At 65.7% G+C, this 15438-nt stretch carries 15 protein-coding genes; 3 read left to right on the forward strand and 12 right to left on the reverse strand.

Going from position 1 to position 15438, the window contains the following annotated elements:
- From rfbD to HPS01S_RS11015, 9 genes are all read right to left on the reverse strand, one after another.
- Window positions 1–857: dTDP-4-dehydrorhamnose reductase (gene rfbD, locus HPS01S_RS10975; protein ID WP_066155463.1), on the reverse strand; the 857-nt coding region annotated here is incomplete at its 3' end.
- Complete coding sequence (gene rfbB / locus HPS01S_RS10980) at window positions 854–1918, reverse strand: dTDP-glucose 4,6-dehydratase (protein ID WP_066155466.1); 1065 nt, start codon at window positions 1916–1918, stop codon at window positions 854–856. The genes rfbB and rfbD, both read right to left, overlap by 4 nt.
- Window positions 1919–2016: 98 nt before the next feature.
- The gene (locus HPS01S_RS10985; protein WP_207959203.1) at window positions 2017–2748 is read right to left on the reverse strand and encodes a glycosyltransferase family 2 protein; all 732 of its coding nucleotides are present in this window, start codon (window positions 2746–2748) and stop codon (window positions 2017–2019) included.
- A complete protein-coding gene (locus tag HPS01S_RS10990; RefSeq protein ID WP_084397284.1) occupies window positions 2745–3704 on the reverse strand; it encodes a glycosyltransferase family 2 protein in 960 nt (319 codons plus the stop codon). Before HPS01S_RS10990 ends, HPS01S_RS10985 begins: the two co-directional genes overlap by 4 nt.
- Window positions 3705–3735: 31 nt before the next feature.
- Window positions 3736–4689, reverse strand: a complete 954-nt coding sequence (locus HPS01S_RS10995) for a glycosyltransferase family 2 protein (RefSeq protein ID WP_084397286.1) — start codon at window positions 4687–4689, stop codon at window positions 3736–3738.
- The gene (locus tag HPS01S_RS11000) at window positions 4686–5756 is read right to left on the reverse strand and encodes a glycosyltransferase (protein WP_066155475.1); all 1071 of its coding nucleotides are present in this window, start codon (window positions 5754–5756) and stop codon (window positions 4686–4688) included. The genes HPS01S_RS10995 and HPS01S_RS11000 overlap by 4 nt, the downstream gene beginning before the upstream one ends.
- A 10-nt stretch (window positions 5757–5766) precedes the next feature.
- Window positions 5767–7563, reverse strand: a complete 1797-nt coding sequence (locus HPS01S_RS11005; RefSeq protein ID WP_066155478.1) for a GDSL-type esterase/lipase family protein — start codon at window positions 7561–7563, stop codon at window positions 5767–5769.
- Between the two features lie 30 nt (window positions 7564–7593).
- A complete protein-coding gene (locus HPS01S_RS11010; RefSeq protein ID WP_066155481.1) occupies window positions 7594–8760 on the reverse strand; it encodes a nucleotide sugar dehydrogenase in 1167 nt (388 codons plus the stop codon).
- Window positions 8761–8836: 76 nt separating this feature from the next.
- Entirely contained in the window at window positions 8837–9742 is a 906-nt protein-coding gene (locus HPS01S_RS11015) for an AEC family transporter (protein WP_066155484.1), read from the reverse strand.
- Between the two features lie 157 nt (window positions 9743–9899).
- Here HPS01S_RS11015 and HPS01S_RS11020 point away from each other — a divergent pair, with 157 nt between their 5' ends.
- Genes HPS01S_RS11020 through HPS01S_RS11030 form a run of 3 tightly spaced genes read left to right on the forward strand, consistent with a single transcriptional unit; the run spans window position 9900 to window position 13071 of the window.
- Window positions 9900–10877 carry a tripartite tricarboxylate transporter substrate binding protein BugE gene (locus HPS01S_RS11020; protein ID WP_066155487.1) on the forward strand — a complete coding sequence of 326 codons (978 nt, stop codon included), beginning with the start codon at window positions 9900–9902 and terminating at the stop codon, window positions 10875–10877.
- Window positions 10877–11797 (forward strand): site-specific tyrosine recombinase XerD, encoded by a 921-nt coding sequence (gene xerD, locus HPS01S_RS11025; protein WP_066155489.1) that lies wholly within the window; start codon window positions 10877–10879, stop codon window positions 11795–11797. Before HPS01S_RS11020 ends, xerD begins: the two co-directional genes overlap by 1 nt.
- Before the next feature lie 41 nt (window positions 11798–11838).
- On the forward strand, window positions 11839–13071 hold the full coding sequence (locus tag HPS01S_RS11030) for a BCS1 and AAA domain-containing protein (protein WP_169803940.1): 1233 nt from the start codon (window positions 11839–11841) through the stop codon (window positions 13069–13071).
- A 40-nt stretch (window positions 13072–13111) separates the two neighbouring features.
- Here the strand turns inward: HPS01S_RS11030 and HPS01S_RS11035 are convergent, their stop codons facing one another.
- From HPS01S_RS11035 to dbpA, 3 genes are read right to left on the reverse strand one after another with little or no spacing between them, the layout of a single operon-like run.
- Complete coding sequence (locus HPS01S_RS11035) at window positions 13112–13696, reverse strand: DUF1439 domain-containing protein (protein ID WP_157576257.1); 585 nt, start codon at window positions 13694–13696, stop codon at window positions 13112–13114.
- Between the two features lie 11 nt (window positions 13697–13707).
- Window positions 13708–13953: a DUF3297 family protein gene (locus HPS01S_RS11040; RefSeq protein ID WP_066155501.1), complete on the reverse strand. Its 246-nt coding sequence runs from the start codon at window positions 13951–13953 to the stop codon at window positions 13708–13710.
- A 55-nt stretch (window positions 13954–14008) separates the two neighbouring features.
- Entirely contained in the window at window positions 14009–15418 is a 1410-nt protein-coding gene (gene dbpA / locus HPS01S_RS11045) for an ATP-dependent RNA helicase DbpA (RefSeq protein WP_066155503.1), read from the reverse strand.
- Window positions 15419–15438 lie beyond the last annotated feature (20 nt).

A 15438-nucleotide genomic window follows, 5' to 3' on the forward strand; every position in this document is an offset into this window, starting at 1 on the left:
CGCCATGGCGGCAGTTCAAAGCCAAAGGTGGAGCGAAACAGGGTGGTGTCCAAGCGCGAATTCGTCGGGCGTCGGGCTGCCGTGGGGTACTGGTCGGAGCCGATGGGGTGTACTTCGTTGGGAGTGACGCGCAGGGCGTGTCCCGTGCGCAGTGCGTACCCGATCACGAAGCGGGCGTAGTCGCACCAGCTGGTTTCCCCTCCGGCCGTTGCGTGGTAGAGGCCGTAGGGGAAAGGCTCCGTGCCCGTACGTTGCAGCTGGCGCACCAGATGCGCGGTCACATCGGCGATCAGCGCGGCAGAGGTGGGTGCCCCGAATTGGTCGCTGACCACGCGCAACTCGTCGCGCTCGGCCGCCAGGCGGAGCATGGTTTTGGCGAAGTTGTTTCCGTGAGCTCCGACCACCCAGCTGGTGCGCAGCACGATGTGCCGCGGAGTGCTGCGCATCAAGGCCAGCTCGCCATCGCGCTTGCTGCGCCCATAGGCCCCCAGAGGGGCGGTCGGATCCGTTTCCACGTATGGCGTGGCCTTGTGGCCGTCAAAAACGTAGTCGGTGGAGTAGTGGATGACTGCGGCGCCCAGACGCGCGGCTTCCTCACCCATGACGCCGGGGGCGATGGCATTGACCGCGGTGGCGAGTTGCCCGCCGGCTTCATCTTCGGCACGATCCACCGCGGTGTACGCGGCAGGATTGACGATAAGGTCCGGGCACGAGGCTCTGATCAGGGCTCGCAGCGCCTGTTCGTCGGCCAGGTCGCAGTCGCTTGAATCCACTGCATGAACGGTGCCCAGTGGCGCCAGGGCTCTCTGCAACTCAAACCCGACCTGGCCGTTTTTGCCGGTCAGGAGAATCTTCATGCAAGCGCTCCGTACTGCTGGCCGATCCAGTTCCGGTAGTCGCCGCTTTGCACGTGCGCCACCCAGTCGGGATGGTCCAGGTACCACTGCACGGTCTTGCGGATGCCGGTGTCGAAGGTTTCGGCAGGCTTCCAGCCCAGTTCGCGGTGAATCTTGGTTGCGTCGATGGCGTAGCGGCGGTCGTGGCCCGGCCGGTCCTTCACGTAGGTGATCTGCGTGGCATAGGACTGGCCGTCGGCACGGGGGCGCAGATCGTCCAGCAACGCGCAGACCGTCTTGACGATCTCGATGTTCGGCTTTTCGTTCCAGCCGCCCACGTTGTATGTTTCACCAGTCGCTCCGGCTTCGAGCACGCGGCGGATCGCACTGCAGTGGTCCTTGACGAACAACCAGTCGCGCACCTGCATGCCGTCGCCGTAGACCGGCAGTGGCTTGCCGGCCAGGGCGTTGACGATCATCAGCGGGATCAGCTTCTCGGGGAAGTGGTAGGGACCGTAATTGTTCGAACAGTTGGTGGTCAGCACCGGCAGACCGTAGGTGTGGTGGTAGGCGCGCACCAGGTGGTCGCTGGCCGCCTTGGAGGCCGAGTAGGGGCTGTTGGGCGTGTAGGGTGTGGTCTCGGTGAACGGAGCATCGTTCGGGCCGAGCGTGCCGTAGACCTCGTCGGTCGAGACGTGCAGGAACCGGAAAGCAGCCCTGGCTTCACCTTCAAGAGAACCCCAATACGCACGCACAGACTCCAGCAGGTGGAAGGTGCCGACGACGTTGGTCTGGATGAAGTCCTCCGGTCCGTGAATGGATCGGTCGACGTGGCTTTCTGCAGCGAAGTTCACCACTGCCCTGGGCTTGTGTTCGGCCAGCAGGCGGTCAACAAGGGAGCGATCGCCGATGTCACCCTGAACGAAGATGTGTCCGGGGTTGCCCTGCAGGCTGGCCAGGTTCTCGGGGTTGCCGGCATAGGTCAGCTTGTCCAGATTCACGACGGGTTCCTGGGACTGTGCGACCCAGTCGAGCACGAAGTTCGCGCCAATAAAGCCTGCGGCGCCGGTAACCAGAATCATCTTTTCTCCTGCTTGGTGTGTCGGGCGAGATCGTGGAAGTCCGTCACCCACCCATCGGGATGGAGCGGCTCTGAAGGGCTTGCGTCTTGAAAGGGTGGCTATACCAGTGGCAGGCGGCCCAGGTGCTTGCCAAAGTAGCGTGCCATGCTCGCAGCATGCCAGCGCATGTACCGGAAGCTGTGCCGGCTGGCGCGCTGGGCCTCATGCACCACCGTGACCCCCGGATCGCACATCACTTTCCAGCCCGATTTCCACAGCCGGGCGCAGATGTCCACATCCTCATAGTAGAGGTGGAATTTAGCATCAAAACCTCCCACATCCCGAAACGCCTGGGCGCGAAACAGCAGGAACATCCCTGCGACCCATTCGACCGGGCGGGCATCCGACTGGGGCATGAGGTGGTAGCGACCATCGTTCACGCCAGCGAGTTTCTGCGCCAGGTTCCAGGGGGTGGGAAAGCGCCGCGCGTTGTCCTCAGGCTGTCCGGCCGGGCCGAGCACCAGCGGAGCCACCAGCCCCACTGTAGGGTCTTGCATTGCGGCCAGGAGGCCCGGGAACGGGTTGATCGGCAAACGGATGTCGGGATTCGCTACGCAGTAGAACGCTTGTTCGCATCCCTCAAAGGCCTGGTTGTGGTTGCCCGCAAACCCCAACGGCAACGGGTTGTGGTGCGCGAGGACAGTCAAGCCGGGTGGTGGGTGCATGGGCGCGTCCGGGATGTTTTCCGTGACCACCAGTTCAGCCACTTCGTGTGTTCCGGTCAGGTCCTGCAGGAACTGGTTGGCCAGCCGGGCCTGGCCGTGGCTGACCATGGACAGGCGGATGCTCACAGGCGCCTCAGCACTCGGTAGATCAGGCGCTGCAGGGGCGGAAAAGGCAGCGACAGCTGGGATGCGAGCCAGGTGGTAAGCCGCTGGCGGGCGGTCAGCTCACCGCCGAAACGTACCAAGAAGCCACGCGCCTGGCGGGCGTTGAGGCGAAAGATCTCGCCGTGCCGGTCGTCGAACAAGCGGTGCACGATGGTTTTGAAGGCCACGGGCTTGTCTCGCGCCTTGGCGCCGATGGCATTGCTGGCGTGCTGGCGGTAGTCGATCAGCGACTGGTTCAGGTAGGTCCGGCTGCCCAGGGCGCTGGCCACCAGCGACAGCCACCAGTCGTGCATGATGGCTTCGGGAGGGACCGGCAGGGCTTTCTCCAGCAGAGCCCGGTTCATCAGGCTGGTGCAGCCGGTCAGCGTGTTGCTCAGGAGCTGGGCCGAGAGGCTGCTGAGGTCGGGGCGCAGGCCCTGGTAGCGGGCCATCGAAGGAGCGATCTCACGTCCGTCTTCTTCAATGACGCGCAGGTCGCTGTGCACGAGGGCGGGTGCTCCTGGGCGTGCGTGCTCAAGCGATTGAATGGCTTTGAGTCCGATGAGCAGTTTGTCGTGGTGCCAGACATCGTCCTGATCGGAGAGTGCAATGTAGTTCGCTCTTCCGAGGCCGTTTGGCTCCAGGTCCAGTGCCTGTCGCATGAGGCATGAGAAATTGCCGCTGGCGCCCAGGTTGCCCAGATCGTCCTCGACCACCGTGATGCGCTCGGGCCAGCGCAGCCGGAGTTCGTGCAGCAGTCCGGGTGATCCATCGCCAGAGCCGTCGTCTCGGCACAGGAGGTGGGTGCTCACGCCGCTCTGGTTCAGGATGGACTCCACCTGTTGCGTGAGGAAGCGCTGGCCGTTGTACACCGGCAGCAGCACCAGCACCCAGGGTGAAGCAGGGTCAGAAAAAGTAGGAACGGGAGACTGGCTCATGGAGAGTGATGGGTGGACCGCCGGGGCCAGGTCAAAGCTGGTTGAGGGCCAGGCCCAGCCAGAACGAGGCGCGGCCGGAACGGGTCTGCCGCCAGAGGCCGCTGTGGCGTCCGGCTTGCATGCGCCCGATCAGATCGGGGCGGCGGCGCATGTCCTGGAACTTGCGCAGCACATCCAGCGCCTTGGGCTGCAGTTCATTGGCGATGTCGTTCATGGCCGCTTCCGTCTGATCGCCCCAGGTGCGGTACTGCCCCTTGAACAGCATGCCCATGCGCAGCACCTTGTCCCAGGAGCGGCCCTGCGATCCGATCAGGTTGTCGGCATGCTGGCGGTAGAGCAGACAGGGCTCCGGATCGAAGTGCATCTGCCCGCCGCAGCCGGTGACGACTTGGTATGCCGTCCAGTCGTGCAGGACCGAATGCTCGGGTTTGACCCGGCGCATCAGCCGCAGCAGGGGCTGGTTGAACACCATGGTGTTGCCGCTGGCGACGTTCTGCAGCAGGGCGTTGCCGAAGCCCAGGGGGCGTTGTGGCAGGCGGCTCACGCCGATGGGCTCCAGTCGCTCGTTGACCAGGCGGGTGCGCGCCGCATACAGCGCCGGCTGGCCCGTGGTCGGCCGCAGGGCCCGCAGTGCGTCCACGGCGCGGGAGAGCTTTTCCGGTAGCCAGACGTCGTCCTGGTCGCTGAACGCGATCAGGTCGTGGTTGGACGTGGGTTCGACGGTGCGCAGGAGGTGGAAGAAGTTGGCGGTGGAGCGCCGCCCGGGTCCTTTGACGAGCCGGATGCGGTGGTCCCCGTGCTTGTCCGCGAAGGCTTCGCACAGACGCACGGTGTCGTCCGTCGATCCGTCGTCGCTGACGGTCAGCGTCCAGTTGGGGTGGGTCTGGCCTGCGATCGACTCCAGCTGCTCACGGATGTACCTGCCACCCTGGTAGGACGCCAGCAGCACATGAACGCAGGGCGCGGCACCGGACGCTTCACTCATTCGACGGTGCGTCGCGTACCCAGCACCTCGTGCAGGATCGCGGTGAAGCGTTTTCCGAAGGTCTCGGTGGCGCACTGCTGCCTGAACACCTTGTGGCCGGCGGCCGCGATGCGATGGCGCAGCGGCTCGTCGTTCTTGAGGCGCAGGATGGCATCGGCCAGCGCCTGAGGATCGGCGGGGTTCACCAGCAGCACGCTTTCGCCGTCCTTGAGCAGCTCCTGAACGGGCTCGTTGCGGCTGGTGATCAGGGGTTTGCCCACGCCGATCGCCTCGACGACCTTGTTGGTCAGCACCAGCTTGGCGCGCTCGTTGTCGCCGAAGATCCCCAGGCACACATCGGCCCGGGACATCAGCTCGGCCAGCTTGGCGTATGGCACTGGGTCCAGAAACTTCACATGCGGCAGGCCAAGTTCGCGGGCCAGTTGCATGTCCTCTTCGTAGGTCAGGCCTTTGCCCACTATCTGGAACTTCACACCATGTGGTTCCAGCAGCTTGGCGGCCTTGAGGATGTGACGCACGCCATGGAACGGGATGTATTCGCCATGGAAGTGCACGAGGAACTCGCCATCAGCGGGCCGCAAAGGCCCCGGCTTGATCACGCTGTCGTCCACGGCCAGGAAGAGCCGGCGGAACTTGCTGGTCTCGGTGTGGATGGTGCGCCCGAAATGGCCGATGACGTGGTGGCTGTCCAGGATGGATAGCTTCGTCATCTTGTAGGACAGCCAGTCGCTGAGGCCATAGATGCGGGCCTTGAACGAGCCGGGGGCCGCCTTCTCCCGGTCGAACACCATCGTGTCGTACGTGGTGATGTACATGTCGAACAGGATGGGCTTCCAGGTCAGCAGCCGCACCAGCGGCGCGAGCAACTGGCCGTAGAAACCCACCACAACCGCATCACAGCGGGGGGCGTTCAGTAGGGTCTTGAGCAACAGGCCCGGGTAGTGCTTGAATGACTTGTTGGGCGGCAGGCATTCGATCACCTCAAAGCCGTTCTGGCGCATGGCGTTGAGCACGATGCGGGTGCGTGAGTAGGCGGCCTCCCGTCCGGCGACATACAGGATTTTCATCAAGGGCGGATCAGAAGCGGAGGTTGGCCTTGAACACCACGCTCTGTGTCTTGCGCACGTCCTGCAATTGGGCGCCGTAGGTGGCGCTGAACTGGAGGTGGCGAGCCACGTCCATGGTGGCCTGCAGACCCAGCTGCGTGCGCTCGACCTTGGACAGCGGGAAAATCTCGCGCTGCACGACGTTGGGAGAGCCCGACTCGCGCATCGACACGGTCACGGTGTCGCGCGACAGGCTGGAGGTGTGGTGCAGGCTGCCGCCGAAACGCAGCTTGCGCTGGCCGCTCAGGCTGATCGGGTCGGTCTGCAGGTCCACGCCGATCCCCGAGAGCCACTCGTTGACCCGGTTGGAGCTGAACAGCACGTCGGTTGTGTAGAGGGTGGAGGTCAGGGCAGGGTCGAGACTGTGCGACTGGTTGGTCAGAGACACCCAGGGTGTGACGCTGAAGAAGTCGCCACGCATCGGGTAACGCATCTTGTTCTCGAACGACCAGGTGCTGCCGCGCTGGCGGTTTTCCAGCGTGCGGCGGACCAGACCGTCTTGTGCGTGGCTGGAAAAACTCAGGTCCAGGTGGGAGACCTGGCTGCTCATCACCCAGCCCGACACCGGCTTGTTCCAGTACAGCGACACGGCGTCGGAGGTGTACTGCTTGGAGTTGCGCATCTCGGTGGTGGACAGGTACTTGGCCTGGTCCTGCTGGAACACGGCGATGCCCATGCGGCTGCTCTGGGCGTTGTCGGCCGATCCGACGCGCATGTCGAAGGCCAGGCCGGTCGGCGCAGAGCCTTGCGGCGTCTGGGCGAACGGCTGGAACACCCGGCTGTTGCGTGCGTTGAACTGGAAGGCATCGCCCTCTCGCAGGCCCAGCGGCAGCAACCTGAAGCCAGGCTGCAGGGTCTTCTGTTCGGCCATGGACAGCACCAGCGTGCCGTTGTCGATGTCCTGGTTGATGCGCCCGGCCGAGTCGGCGCCGGCGCTCACGCTGTTGGCCCAGTCCCAGCCGCGGGTCAGGTAGTGCTGATAGACGCGGGTGATGATGTCCTGACCACGGTTGCCGAAGTGGGTGGCGTCGTGGTAGAGCGTGTCCACTGCCGAGCGGGAGGGGTTGGCCGTCGAGACGTTGTTGAAGCCGAATTTGCCGGGTTCGTTGAAGACGCGCTGGAACACGGTGTACATGTCCACCGCGATCACGTTGGGTGTGGCGTTGGCCACCGAAGCGATGTAGTTGTTCCAGCCAATCACCTGCTGGGAGGCAAGCGACGACACGCCCGGTCCGCGGCCCCAGTCGTGCAGCTGGGTGACAAACAGTCGGCGGTTGTCGGCCGCGGCGCCGGCCGCGATCAGGCGGGCCACGCCGTCGGAGTAGCCTTTTTTGGCGTTGGTGAGGTTGTTGTCCGGAGAGCCGTTGCGGCCCATGTCGTTGTGGCCCAGGTAGACCACGGTCAGGTCGCCGTCGCCAATCGCGCTGCCCCGGCTCTGCCAGTTGTCGATCTGCTTGTCGAAGGCGCGGGCTTCGCCGTAGCTGGCGCGTGCACCACCCAGCGCGTAGATGTCGGATTTCGTGACCGTGCCACGGCCCTGCATCTGCGTGGCCCAGTTGATGGTGCCGATGGAGTTCGTGAAGCGCGGATCGGAGTAGCTGTCGCCGAACACCCGCATGGTGTTCACATGCACCTCGCCCAGCGAGCTGCCGCCGCTGCTGCTGTAGGGGTTGGCGACCGCAGGGGTGGATCCGCCGGAGCTGGCACAGCCGGTGATCAGGGCTGTGACCGCCAAGGTCATGGCTGACAGCGCGTGGTGGGACTTCATGAAGGTTCTCCCCGAAAAGTGTCTGGTGGGTCAGTCGCTGCCGAACAGGTCGCGCGTGTAGACCTTGCCCTGCACATCGGCCAGCACTGGCGTGAGGCGGTTGGTGATGATCACGTCCGATTCCTTCTTGAAGGTTTCGAGGTCGTTGACCACCGGCGAGTGGAAGAACTCGTCTTCCTGCAGGGCGGGTTCGTAGATGATGACGCGGACGCCTTTGGCCTTGATCCGTTTCATGATGCCCTGGATGCTGGAGGACCGGAAGTTGTCCGAGCCCGCCTTCATGATCAGGCGGAACACGCCGACCGTCTTGGGCTTCTGCTTCAGGATGCTCTCGGCGATGAAGTCCTTGCGCGTGGTGTTGGACTGGACGATCGCCTGGATCAGGTTTTGCGGCACGTGCTGGTAGTTGGCCAGCATCTGCTTGGTGTCCTTGGGCAAGCAGTAGCCACCGTAGCCGAAGGACGGGTTGTTGTAGTGGTTGCCGATGCGCGGATCGAGTCCTACGCCCTCGATGATCTGGCGCGAGTCCAGGTTGTGCGCAGCAGCGTAGGTGTCGAGCTCGTTGAAGTAGGCCACCCGCATGGCCAGATAGGTGTTGGAGAACAGCTTGACCGCCTCGGCTTCGGTCGAATCGACGAACAGCACCGGAATGTCCTGCTTGCGCGCACCTTCCTTGAGCAGCCCGGCGAAGGTCTCAGCCCGCTCCGAACGCTCGCCCACGATGATGCGTGACGGGTACAGGTTGTCGTGCAGGGCCTTGCCTTCGCGCAGGAACTCGGGCGAGAAGAGCAGGTTCTGGCAGCCGGTCTGCTCGCGCAGCTTGGCGGTATAGCCCACGGGCACCGTGGACTTGATCACCATCACTGCCTGCGGGTTGATCTGCATCACGTCACGGATCACCGCCTCGACCGACCGCGTGTTGAAGTAGTTGGTCTCGGGGTCGTAGTCGGTGGGCGTCGCAATGATGACGAAGCTGGCGCCTTCGTAGGCTTCGTGCTTGTCCAGCGTGGCGCGCAGGTTCAGCGGCTGGTGGGCCAGGAAGTCTTCGATGTCCGCGTCGACGATCGGACTCTTGCGCGCATTGATCAGCGCCACCTTCTCGGGAACGATGTCCAGAGCGACGACTTCGTGGTGCTGGGACAGCAGCACGGCGTTGGACAGCCCGACGTAGCCGGTGCCAGCAACCGCAATCTTCATGAGAAACCTTGTGAAAGAGCTAGGCCTAAAACCTTGGAATTTTGCCATAGGGGCCTCTGAGACCCTTATGGGTTCCTTAGGCCAGGATTCCCAGCGCGAACGGAAGGCTGGCCATGCCCAGCAGTGTGGACAGGGTCACCAGACCGGCCACATAGGGCCCGTCGTAGCCCATCCGGGCCGCCAGCACGTAGCAGCTGGAGGCCGTCGGCACGGCAGAAAACATCAGCAAGATGGTGGTCTGTGCCGTGTCGAGGCGGAAGGCCATGGCCAGCCCGAAGGCGAGCAGCGGCATGCCCAGGTGCTTGACGCACAGCACCATCGCGCCGAGTTGCTTGGCCTTGGTCAGGCTGCCCAGCCGCATACCCGCGCCAGCGGCCATCAGCCCCAGGGCCAGCGAGGCCTGCCCGATGCGGTTGACCGTCGGTTCCAGCCAGGACGGAACCGTGAAGCCGAGCAAATTGGCGACGAGCCCGCTGGCGGTGGCGATGATCAGCGGGTTTCGCACCAGCTCGCGGGCGAAGCCCTTGTTGGCGCGGCGGGCCATCGGCCATACGGCACCCACGTTGAACAATGGCACGCAGACCCCGATCAGCACCGCAATCATCAGCAGCCCCTGGGGGCCGGCGATCTTGTCGGCCAGTGCCAGGGCGATGAAGGAGTTGAACCGGAACCCCACCTGTGCGCTGGCGGCGTGCAACCGCGGGTCCAGCCGGCGCCCCAGCCAGGGCCAGTGAGGCAGCGAATAGGACAGCGCGATGCCACAGATGCCCAGTGCCAGGCCGGCCGCCATCAGGCTGGAGGCGGCACCTATGTCCAGCGGGCTCTTGACGATCGAGTGGAAGAGCAGGACCGGGAACAGGAAGAAATACACCAGGCTTTCCAGTGGCTCCCACACCGTCCGGTTCAGGGCGGTAAAGCGGCAGACCAGGTAGCCGCAGAGGATCAGCGAAAAGTCCGGAAAGAGCAGTTGGGCAAAGTTCACCGGGCGAGCATAGCGCCCGGACGTGCCTGCTTCCGGGGGTTTGTACTTATGTAGTCTCCCCATGGTCAACCGGGTGCAGCCTGTCTACAGTCCCGGGGGGCTGGCAGGGGTAATATGACCGTTGCTATTGTTTTGTGTACAACGAAGGAGAGATCGCATGTTTGCTCGCCGTTCCCTGATGGGGCTGGGTCTGGTTGCCATGTCGCTGGGTGCGACCGGAGTGGCCTGGGCGCAGGCCTACCCGACCAAGGTCATCCGCCTGCAGGTGCCGTTCGCACCAGGCGGTACGACCGACATCGTCGCGCGCGTCATGTCCGAGCCGCTGGGCAAATCGCTGGGCCAGAGCGTGGTGGTCGAGAACAAGGCTGGTGGCGGCGGTGTGATCGGCGCCACCGAGCTGGCACGTGCCGCCGCCGACGGTTACATCATCGGCATGGCCACGGTGTCCACCACGGCGGCGAACCCGGCGATCAACCCCAAGATCCCGTACAACACGCTCACCGACTTCACCCCCATCACCAACATCGCCGCCACGCCCAACGTGATCGCGGTGCACCCCAGCTTCCCGGCCAAGGACTACAAGGCCTTCATCGCCGAGCTCAAGAAGAGCCCTGGCAAGTACAGCTACGCCAGCTCCGGCACCGGTGGCATCGGCCACCTGCAGACCGAGCTGTTCAAGAGCCTTGCGGGTGTGTTCATGACCCACATTCCCTACCGTGGCGCCGGTCCGGCCCTGAACGACACCGTGGGCGGCCAGGTGCCCATCATCTTTGACAACCTGCCGTCGGCCCTGCCGCACATCAAGGCTGGTCGCCTGGTGCCCATCGTGGTGGCCGCGCCGCAGCGCCTGCCGGTGCTGCCCGACGTGCCGACCTTCAAGGAAGTGGGGCTGGAGCCTGTGAACCGCATGGCCTACTACGGCCTCATCGGCCCCAAGGGCATGCCGAAGGACGTGGTGGACAAGCTCTACAACACCACCAAGACGGCCCTGACGGACCCGGCGGTCCGCAAGCGCATCGAGGACACCGGTTCGCTGATCGTGGCCAACACACCCGAGCAGTTCACGGCCCAGATCAAGGCCGAGTACGAGGTGTACAAGGAAGTCGTCACCAAGCAGAAGCTCTCGCTGGACTGATGGACCCCACGGCGCTCGCGCGCAGCGAAGAGAGCGCGGGCGCCTTTGTCGATGCCCTCTGGCTGGAGGAGGGCCTCTCGCGCAACACGCTCGACGCCTACCGGCGCGACCTCGTGCTGTTCGGCCAGTGGCTGGCGGCCCATGGCGCGCGTTCCCTGCCGCAGGCGGGCGAGGCCGACATCCATGCCTACTTCGCCAACCGCCACGCCGAGACCCGGGCGACCACCGCCAACCGGCGCCTCACGGTGTTCAAGCGCTATTTCCGCTGGGCACTGCGCGAGCGCCTCATCGACGCCGATCCGACTCTGCGGTTGACCGCGGCGCGTCAGCCGCTGCGCGTGCCCAAGACGCTGTCCGAAGCCCAGGTCGAGGCGCTGCTGAACGCACCCGACACCGCCACACCGCTTGGCCTGCGCGACCGCGCCATGCTGGAGCTGATGTACGCCAGCGGGCTGCGGGTGAGCGAGCTGGTGACGCTGCGCACCTTTCAGGTCGGCCACCAGGACCACGTGCTGCGGGTCACCGGCAAGGGCAACAAGGAGCGGCTGGTGCCGTTCGGGCAGATCGCGGGCGAGTGGCTGCAACGCTATCTGAAGGAGGGCCGCCCCGAGATCCTCGGTGGGCAGGCCAGCGAAGACCTGTTCGTCACCGCGCGCGGCAGCAAGGCCGGTGAGGCCATGAGCCGGGTGATGTTCTGGAACCTGGTCAAGCGCTACGCGCTGGCCGCCGGCATCACCTCGCCGCTGTCGCCCCACACGCTGCGCCACGCCTTCGCCACCCATCTGCTCAACCACGGCGCCGACCTGCGTGCCGTGCAGATGCTGCTGGGGCACGCCGACATTTCGACCACCACCATCTACACCCATGTCGCGCGCGAGCGGCTCAAATCGGTCGTGGCGCAGCACCATCCGCGCGGCTGAGGGGATGGTCCTGGGGGTATAACCCGGGTATGGATGGCTTCTTGCAAACCCCCGTGGCGCAGGCCGCGATGCTGGCGCTGGCCGGCGCGCTGGCGTTCTGGCTGAAAGACGTGCCCGGGCTGGTGGTGTCCTGGGGCAAGCGCTTTTTCATCTCCACACTCACCATCGACTCGCGCGACGAGTTCCTGTTTTCGGCGCTCGTGGAGTACATGGACACCCATCCCTCGCTGCGGCAGGTCAACCAGTTCACGGCCCGCAGCGTGCGCCAGGGCACGGAATACCAGAGCCTGGCCGAGGACCTGCGGGCCGGCCAGGCGCCCCGGGCCTATCTGTCGCCTGGCGAAGGCCTGCACATCCTCTGGATCGACGGCCGGCTGGTCTGGATCCGCCGCGAACTGCAGGTGACGCAAAGCGTGTTCGAGCGCATCAGCCTGTCGCACTTCGGTCGCTCCGGTGACTGGCTGTCGGCCTTCCTGCAGCGCGCCATCGACGCGCGCGCAAGCCGCGAGAGCGACACGCTCTCGGTCTATATCCCCAACCCGTTCCACGGCGGGGACTGGATGCGGGCACGGCTGGGCTCGCGCCGCCCGCTGTCGTCTGTGGTGCTCAAGGCCGGGCAGGCCGAAGCGCTGCTGGCCGACCTGCAATCGTTCTACGCCGCCCATGGGCGCTACGCCGAGCTGGGCATTCCCTGGCGCCGCGGCTACCTGCTCTACGGGCCTCCGGGCACCGGCAAGACCTCGCTGGTCACCGCGCTGGCGTCCGAGCTGCACCTGAACGTCTGCACGCTCAGCCTGGCTTCGCCCATCGTGACCGACGAGAAGATCCACACCCTGCTGGCGGCCGTGCCGCAGCGTTCGCTGCTGCTGATCGAGGATGTCGACGCCTTTTTCCGCCAGCGCGACGCGGCGCACGCCCAGGTGCGGCTGTCGTTCTCCGGTTTCCTCAATGCGCTGGACGGTGTGGCGACGCAGGAGGGCAATGTGCTGTTCATGACCACGAACCACGCCGAGCGGCTGGACGAGGCGCTGATCCGCGCCGGGCGCATCGACGAGCGGGTGGAGCTGGGCGCGTGTGATGAAGAGCAGCTGCGGCGGCTCTACCTCAAGTTCGATCCGGACGAGGTGGCGGCGCTGGCGTTCGCCTCGAAGCACGCCCCGCAGGGCCTGTCGCCGGCGCAGGTGCAGGGCATGCTGATGCGGCGCTTTGGCGCAGCATGTGGCCAGCCCCCACGCTCCGCCGCTGCGCGGGTCGCTGCCCCCCGAGGGGGCTGATCCGGCTTGGGGCGGCCTGGCGCCGGATCGTGCGCCCCGGCTATTGCGGCGGCCGCTGCACCAGCTCCACCAGCAGCCCCTGCTCGGTGACCGTGATCTGTCCGGGCCGCAGGCCCAGCAAGTCGGCCATGGCGGCTTCCTTCTGTGGCAGCTGGTAGAGCACCACTTCGCGCAGCGACTGCTCGGCCAGCGCGGGGGCGTAGGTGTTGAGAAGGTCCACCGCCTCGGGCTGCAGGCCGGGGAAACGGAAGCGGTAGACCTTGAGCTGGTGGGCCCGCAGCGAGCGGTCGCTGTGTTCGTAGCGCAGCGCGAAGTCGACCGTGAAGCTGCCCTGCTGGGTGCGGGCCAGCGCCACGCCGGCGGCGGTCACCGGCATCTCGGCGCGCAGCCGGTTCTGTGCCGGCAGCAGGCCCAGGCGCGGTGCGCCGAGGTCCAGGTTCACCAGGCCGGCGACCGGGTAGCGCACCGGAAAGCGTTTGGCCACCTCGGTCTGCAGCAGATCCTGCGGCACCGTGATGCGGGGCAGGGCGGGGGGCGGTTCGGCCGACGCGGCGCCGGTGGTCTGCGCCAAGCTGTGCCCGCACAGGCCCACCGTCACCAACGAAAGAAGCAGGCGGCGGCGCACGCGGACTCCGCTCAGCGGTAGAACACCTCGACTGGGCCCTTGAGCTGGATCAGCACAGGCTGGCCACGGCGGTCCACCGTCTTGCTCGACTGCACCTTGACCCAGCCTTCGCTGATGCAGTACTCGGCGACATCGAAGCGCTCCTTGCCGTTGAAGCGGATGCCGATGTCGTGTTCGAACACGGCGGCCACATGGTGGGGGCTGCGCGGGTCGATGCTCAGGTGGTCGGGGAGTTCGGGGCGGGCGGTGTCGGACATGGTGGCGGCGTGCGGGAATCGATAAAGCGCGATTGTCCCGCATCACGGCCGGCGTTCAGTCCTCCAGCACGCGCACCTTCACGCTTTTACCCTTGACCTTGGTGGTGGCCAGCCGGCTGGCCACCTGCTGCGCGATGGCGCGGTCCACCGCCACGTAGGTGGACCATTCGTTCACGTTGATCTTGCCCACCTGTTCCCGCGTGTAGCCCAGGTCGGCGGTGAGCGCACCCAGCACGTCACCGGGGCGGATCTTCTCCTTGCGCCCGCCCTGGATGTGCAGTGTTGCCATGGGGGGCTGCAGCGGCTCGGCGCTGGCGGGCACGAGTTCGCTCACCGGGTGCCATTCGGACTCGCGTTTCTGCAGCTGTTCGATGCGGCCCACGTAGCCCATCTCGTCCATGCTCACCAGGTTCAGCGCCAGACCGCTCTCACCCGCCCGGCCGGTGCGGCCGATGCGGTGGATGTGCACCTCGGGGTCGGGCGTCACATCCACGTTGATGACGGCGGCCAGGCTGGCGATGTCCAGCCCGCGCGCAGCCACGTCGGTGGCCACCAGCACGCTGCAGCTGCGGTTGGCAAAGCGCACCAGCACCTGGTCGCGTTCGCGCTGCTCCAGTTCACCGAACAGGGCCAGCGCGCTGAAGCCCTGGGCCTGCAGCACGGCCACCAGGTCGCGGCACTGGGCCTTGGTGTTGCAGAAGGCGATGGTGCTGGCCGGGCGGAAGTGCAGCAGCAGCTGGCCCACCACGTGCAGACGCTCCTTGTCGCTCACCTCGTACCAGCGCTGTTCGATCTGCGCGCTGCTGTGCTGGGCCTGCACGGCAATCGTCTGCGGATCGCGCATGAACTGCGCCGCCAGCTTGGCGATGCCTTCAGGGTAGGTGGCCGAGAACAGCAGGGTCTGGCGCTCTTTGGGGCACTGCTTGGCGACTTTGACGATGTCGTCGAAGAAACCCATGTCCAGCATGCGGTCGGCCTCGTCCAGCACCAGGGTGTTGAGCGCGTCCAGTTGCAGGCTGCCGCGTTCCAGGTGGTCCATGATGCGGCCCGGAGTACCCACCACGATGTGTGCACCGTGTTCCAGCGTCGCCAGCTGACCGCGCAGCGGCACGCCGCCGCAGAGCGTGACAACCTTGATGTTGTCCTCCGCGCGCGCCAGGCGCCGGATTTCGGTGGTCACCTGGTCGGCCAGCTCGCGCGTGGGGCAGAGCACCAGGGTCTGCACCGCGAAGCGCCGCGGGTTCAGGTTGGCCAGCAGGGCCAGGGCGAATGCGGCGGTCTTGCCGCTGCCGGTTTGGGCCTGGGCGATGAGGTCCTTGCCGAGCAGCGCAGGGGGCAGGCAGGCCGCCTGGATCGGCGTCATGCGCAGGTAGCCCAGTTGCTCCAGGTTGGCCAGGGTGGCGGGTGAGAGCGGAAGCTGGCTGAAACCGGCGTCGGAGGATGCGGCGGGGGAGGCGGAGGTCATCCGCGATTATCCGCACATGC

Origin of the sequence: Hydrogenophaga pseudoflava NBRC 102511 (assembly GCF_001592285.1) — a bacterium.
Lineage (GTDB): Bacteria > Pseudomonadota > Gammaproteobacteria > Burkholderiales > Burkholderiaceae_C > Hydrogenophaga > Hydrogenophaga pseudoflava.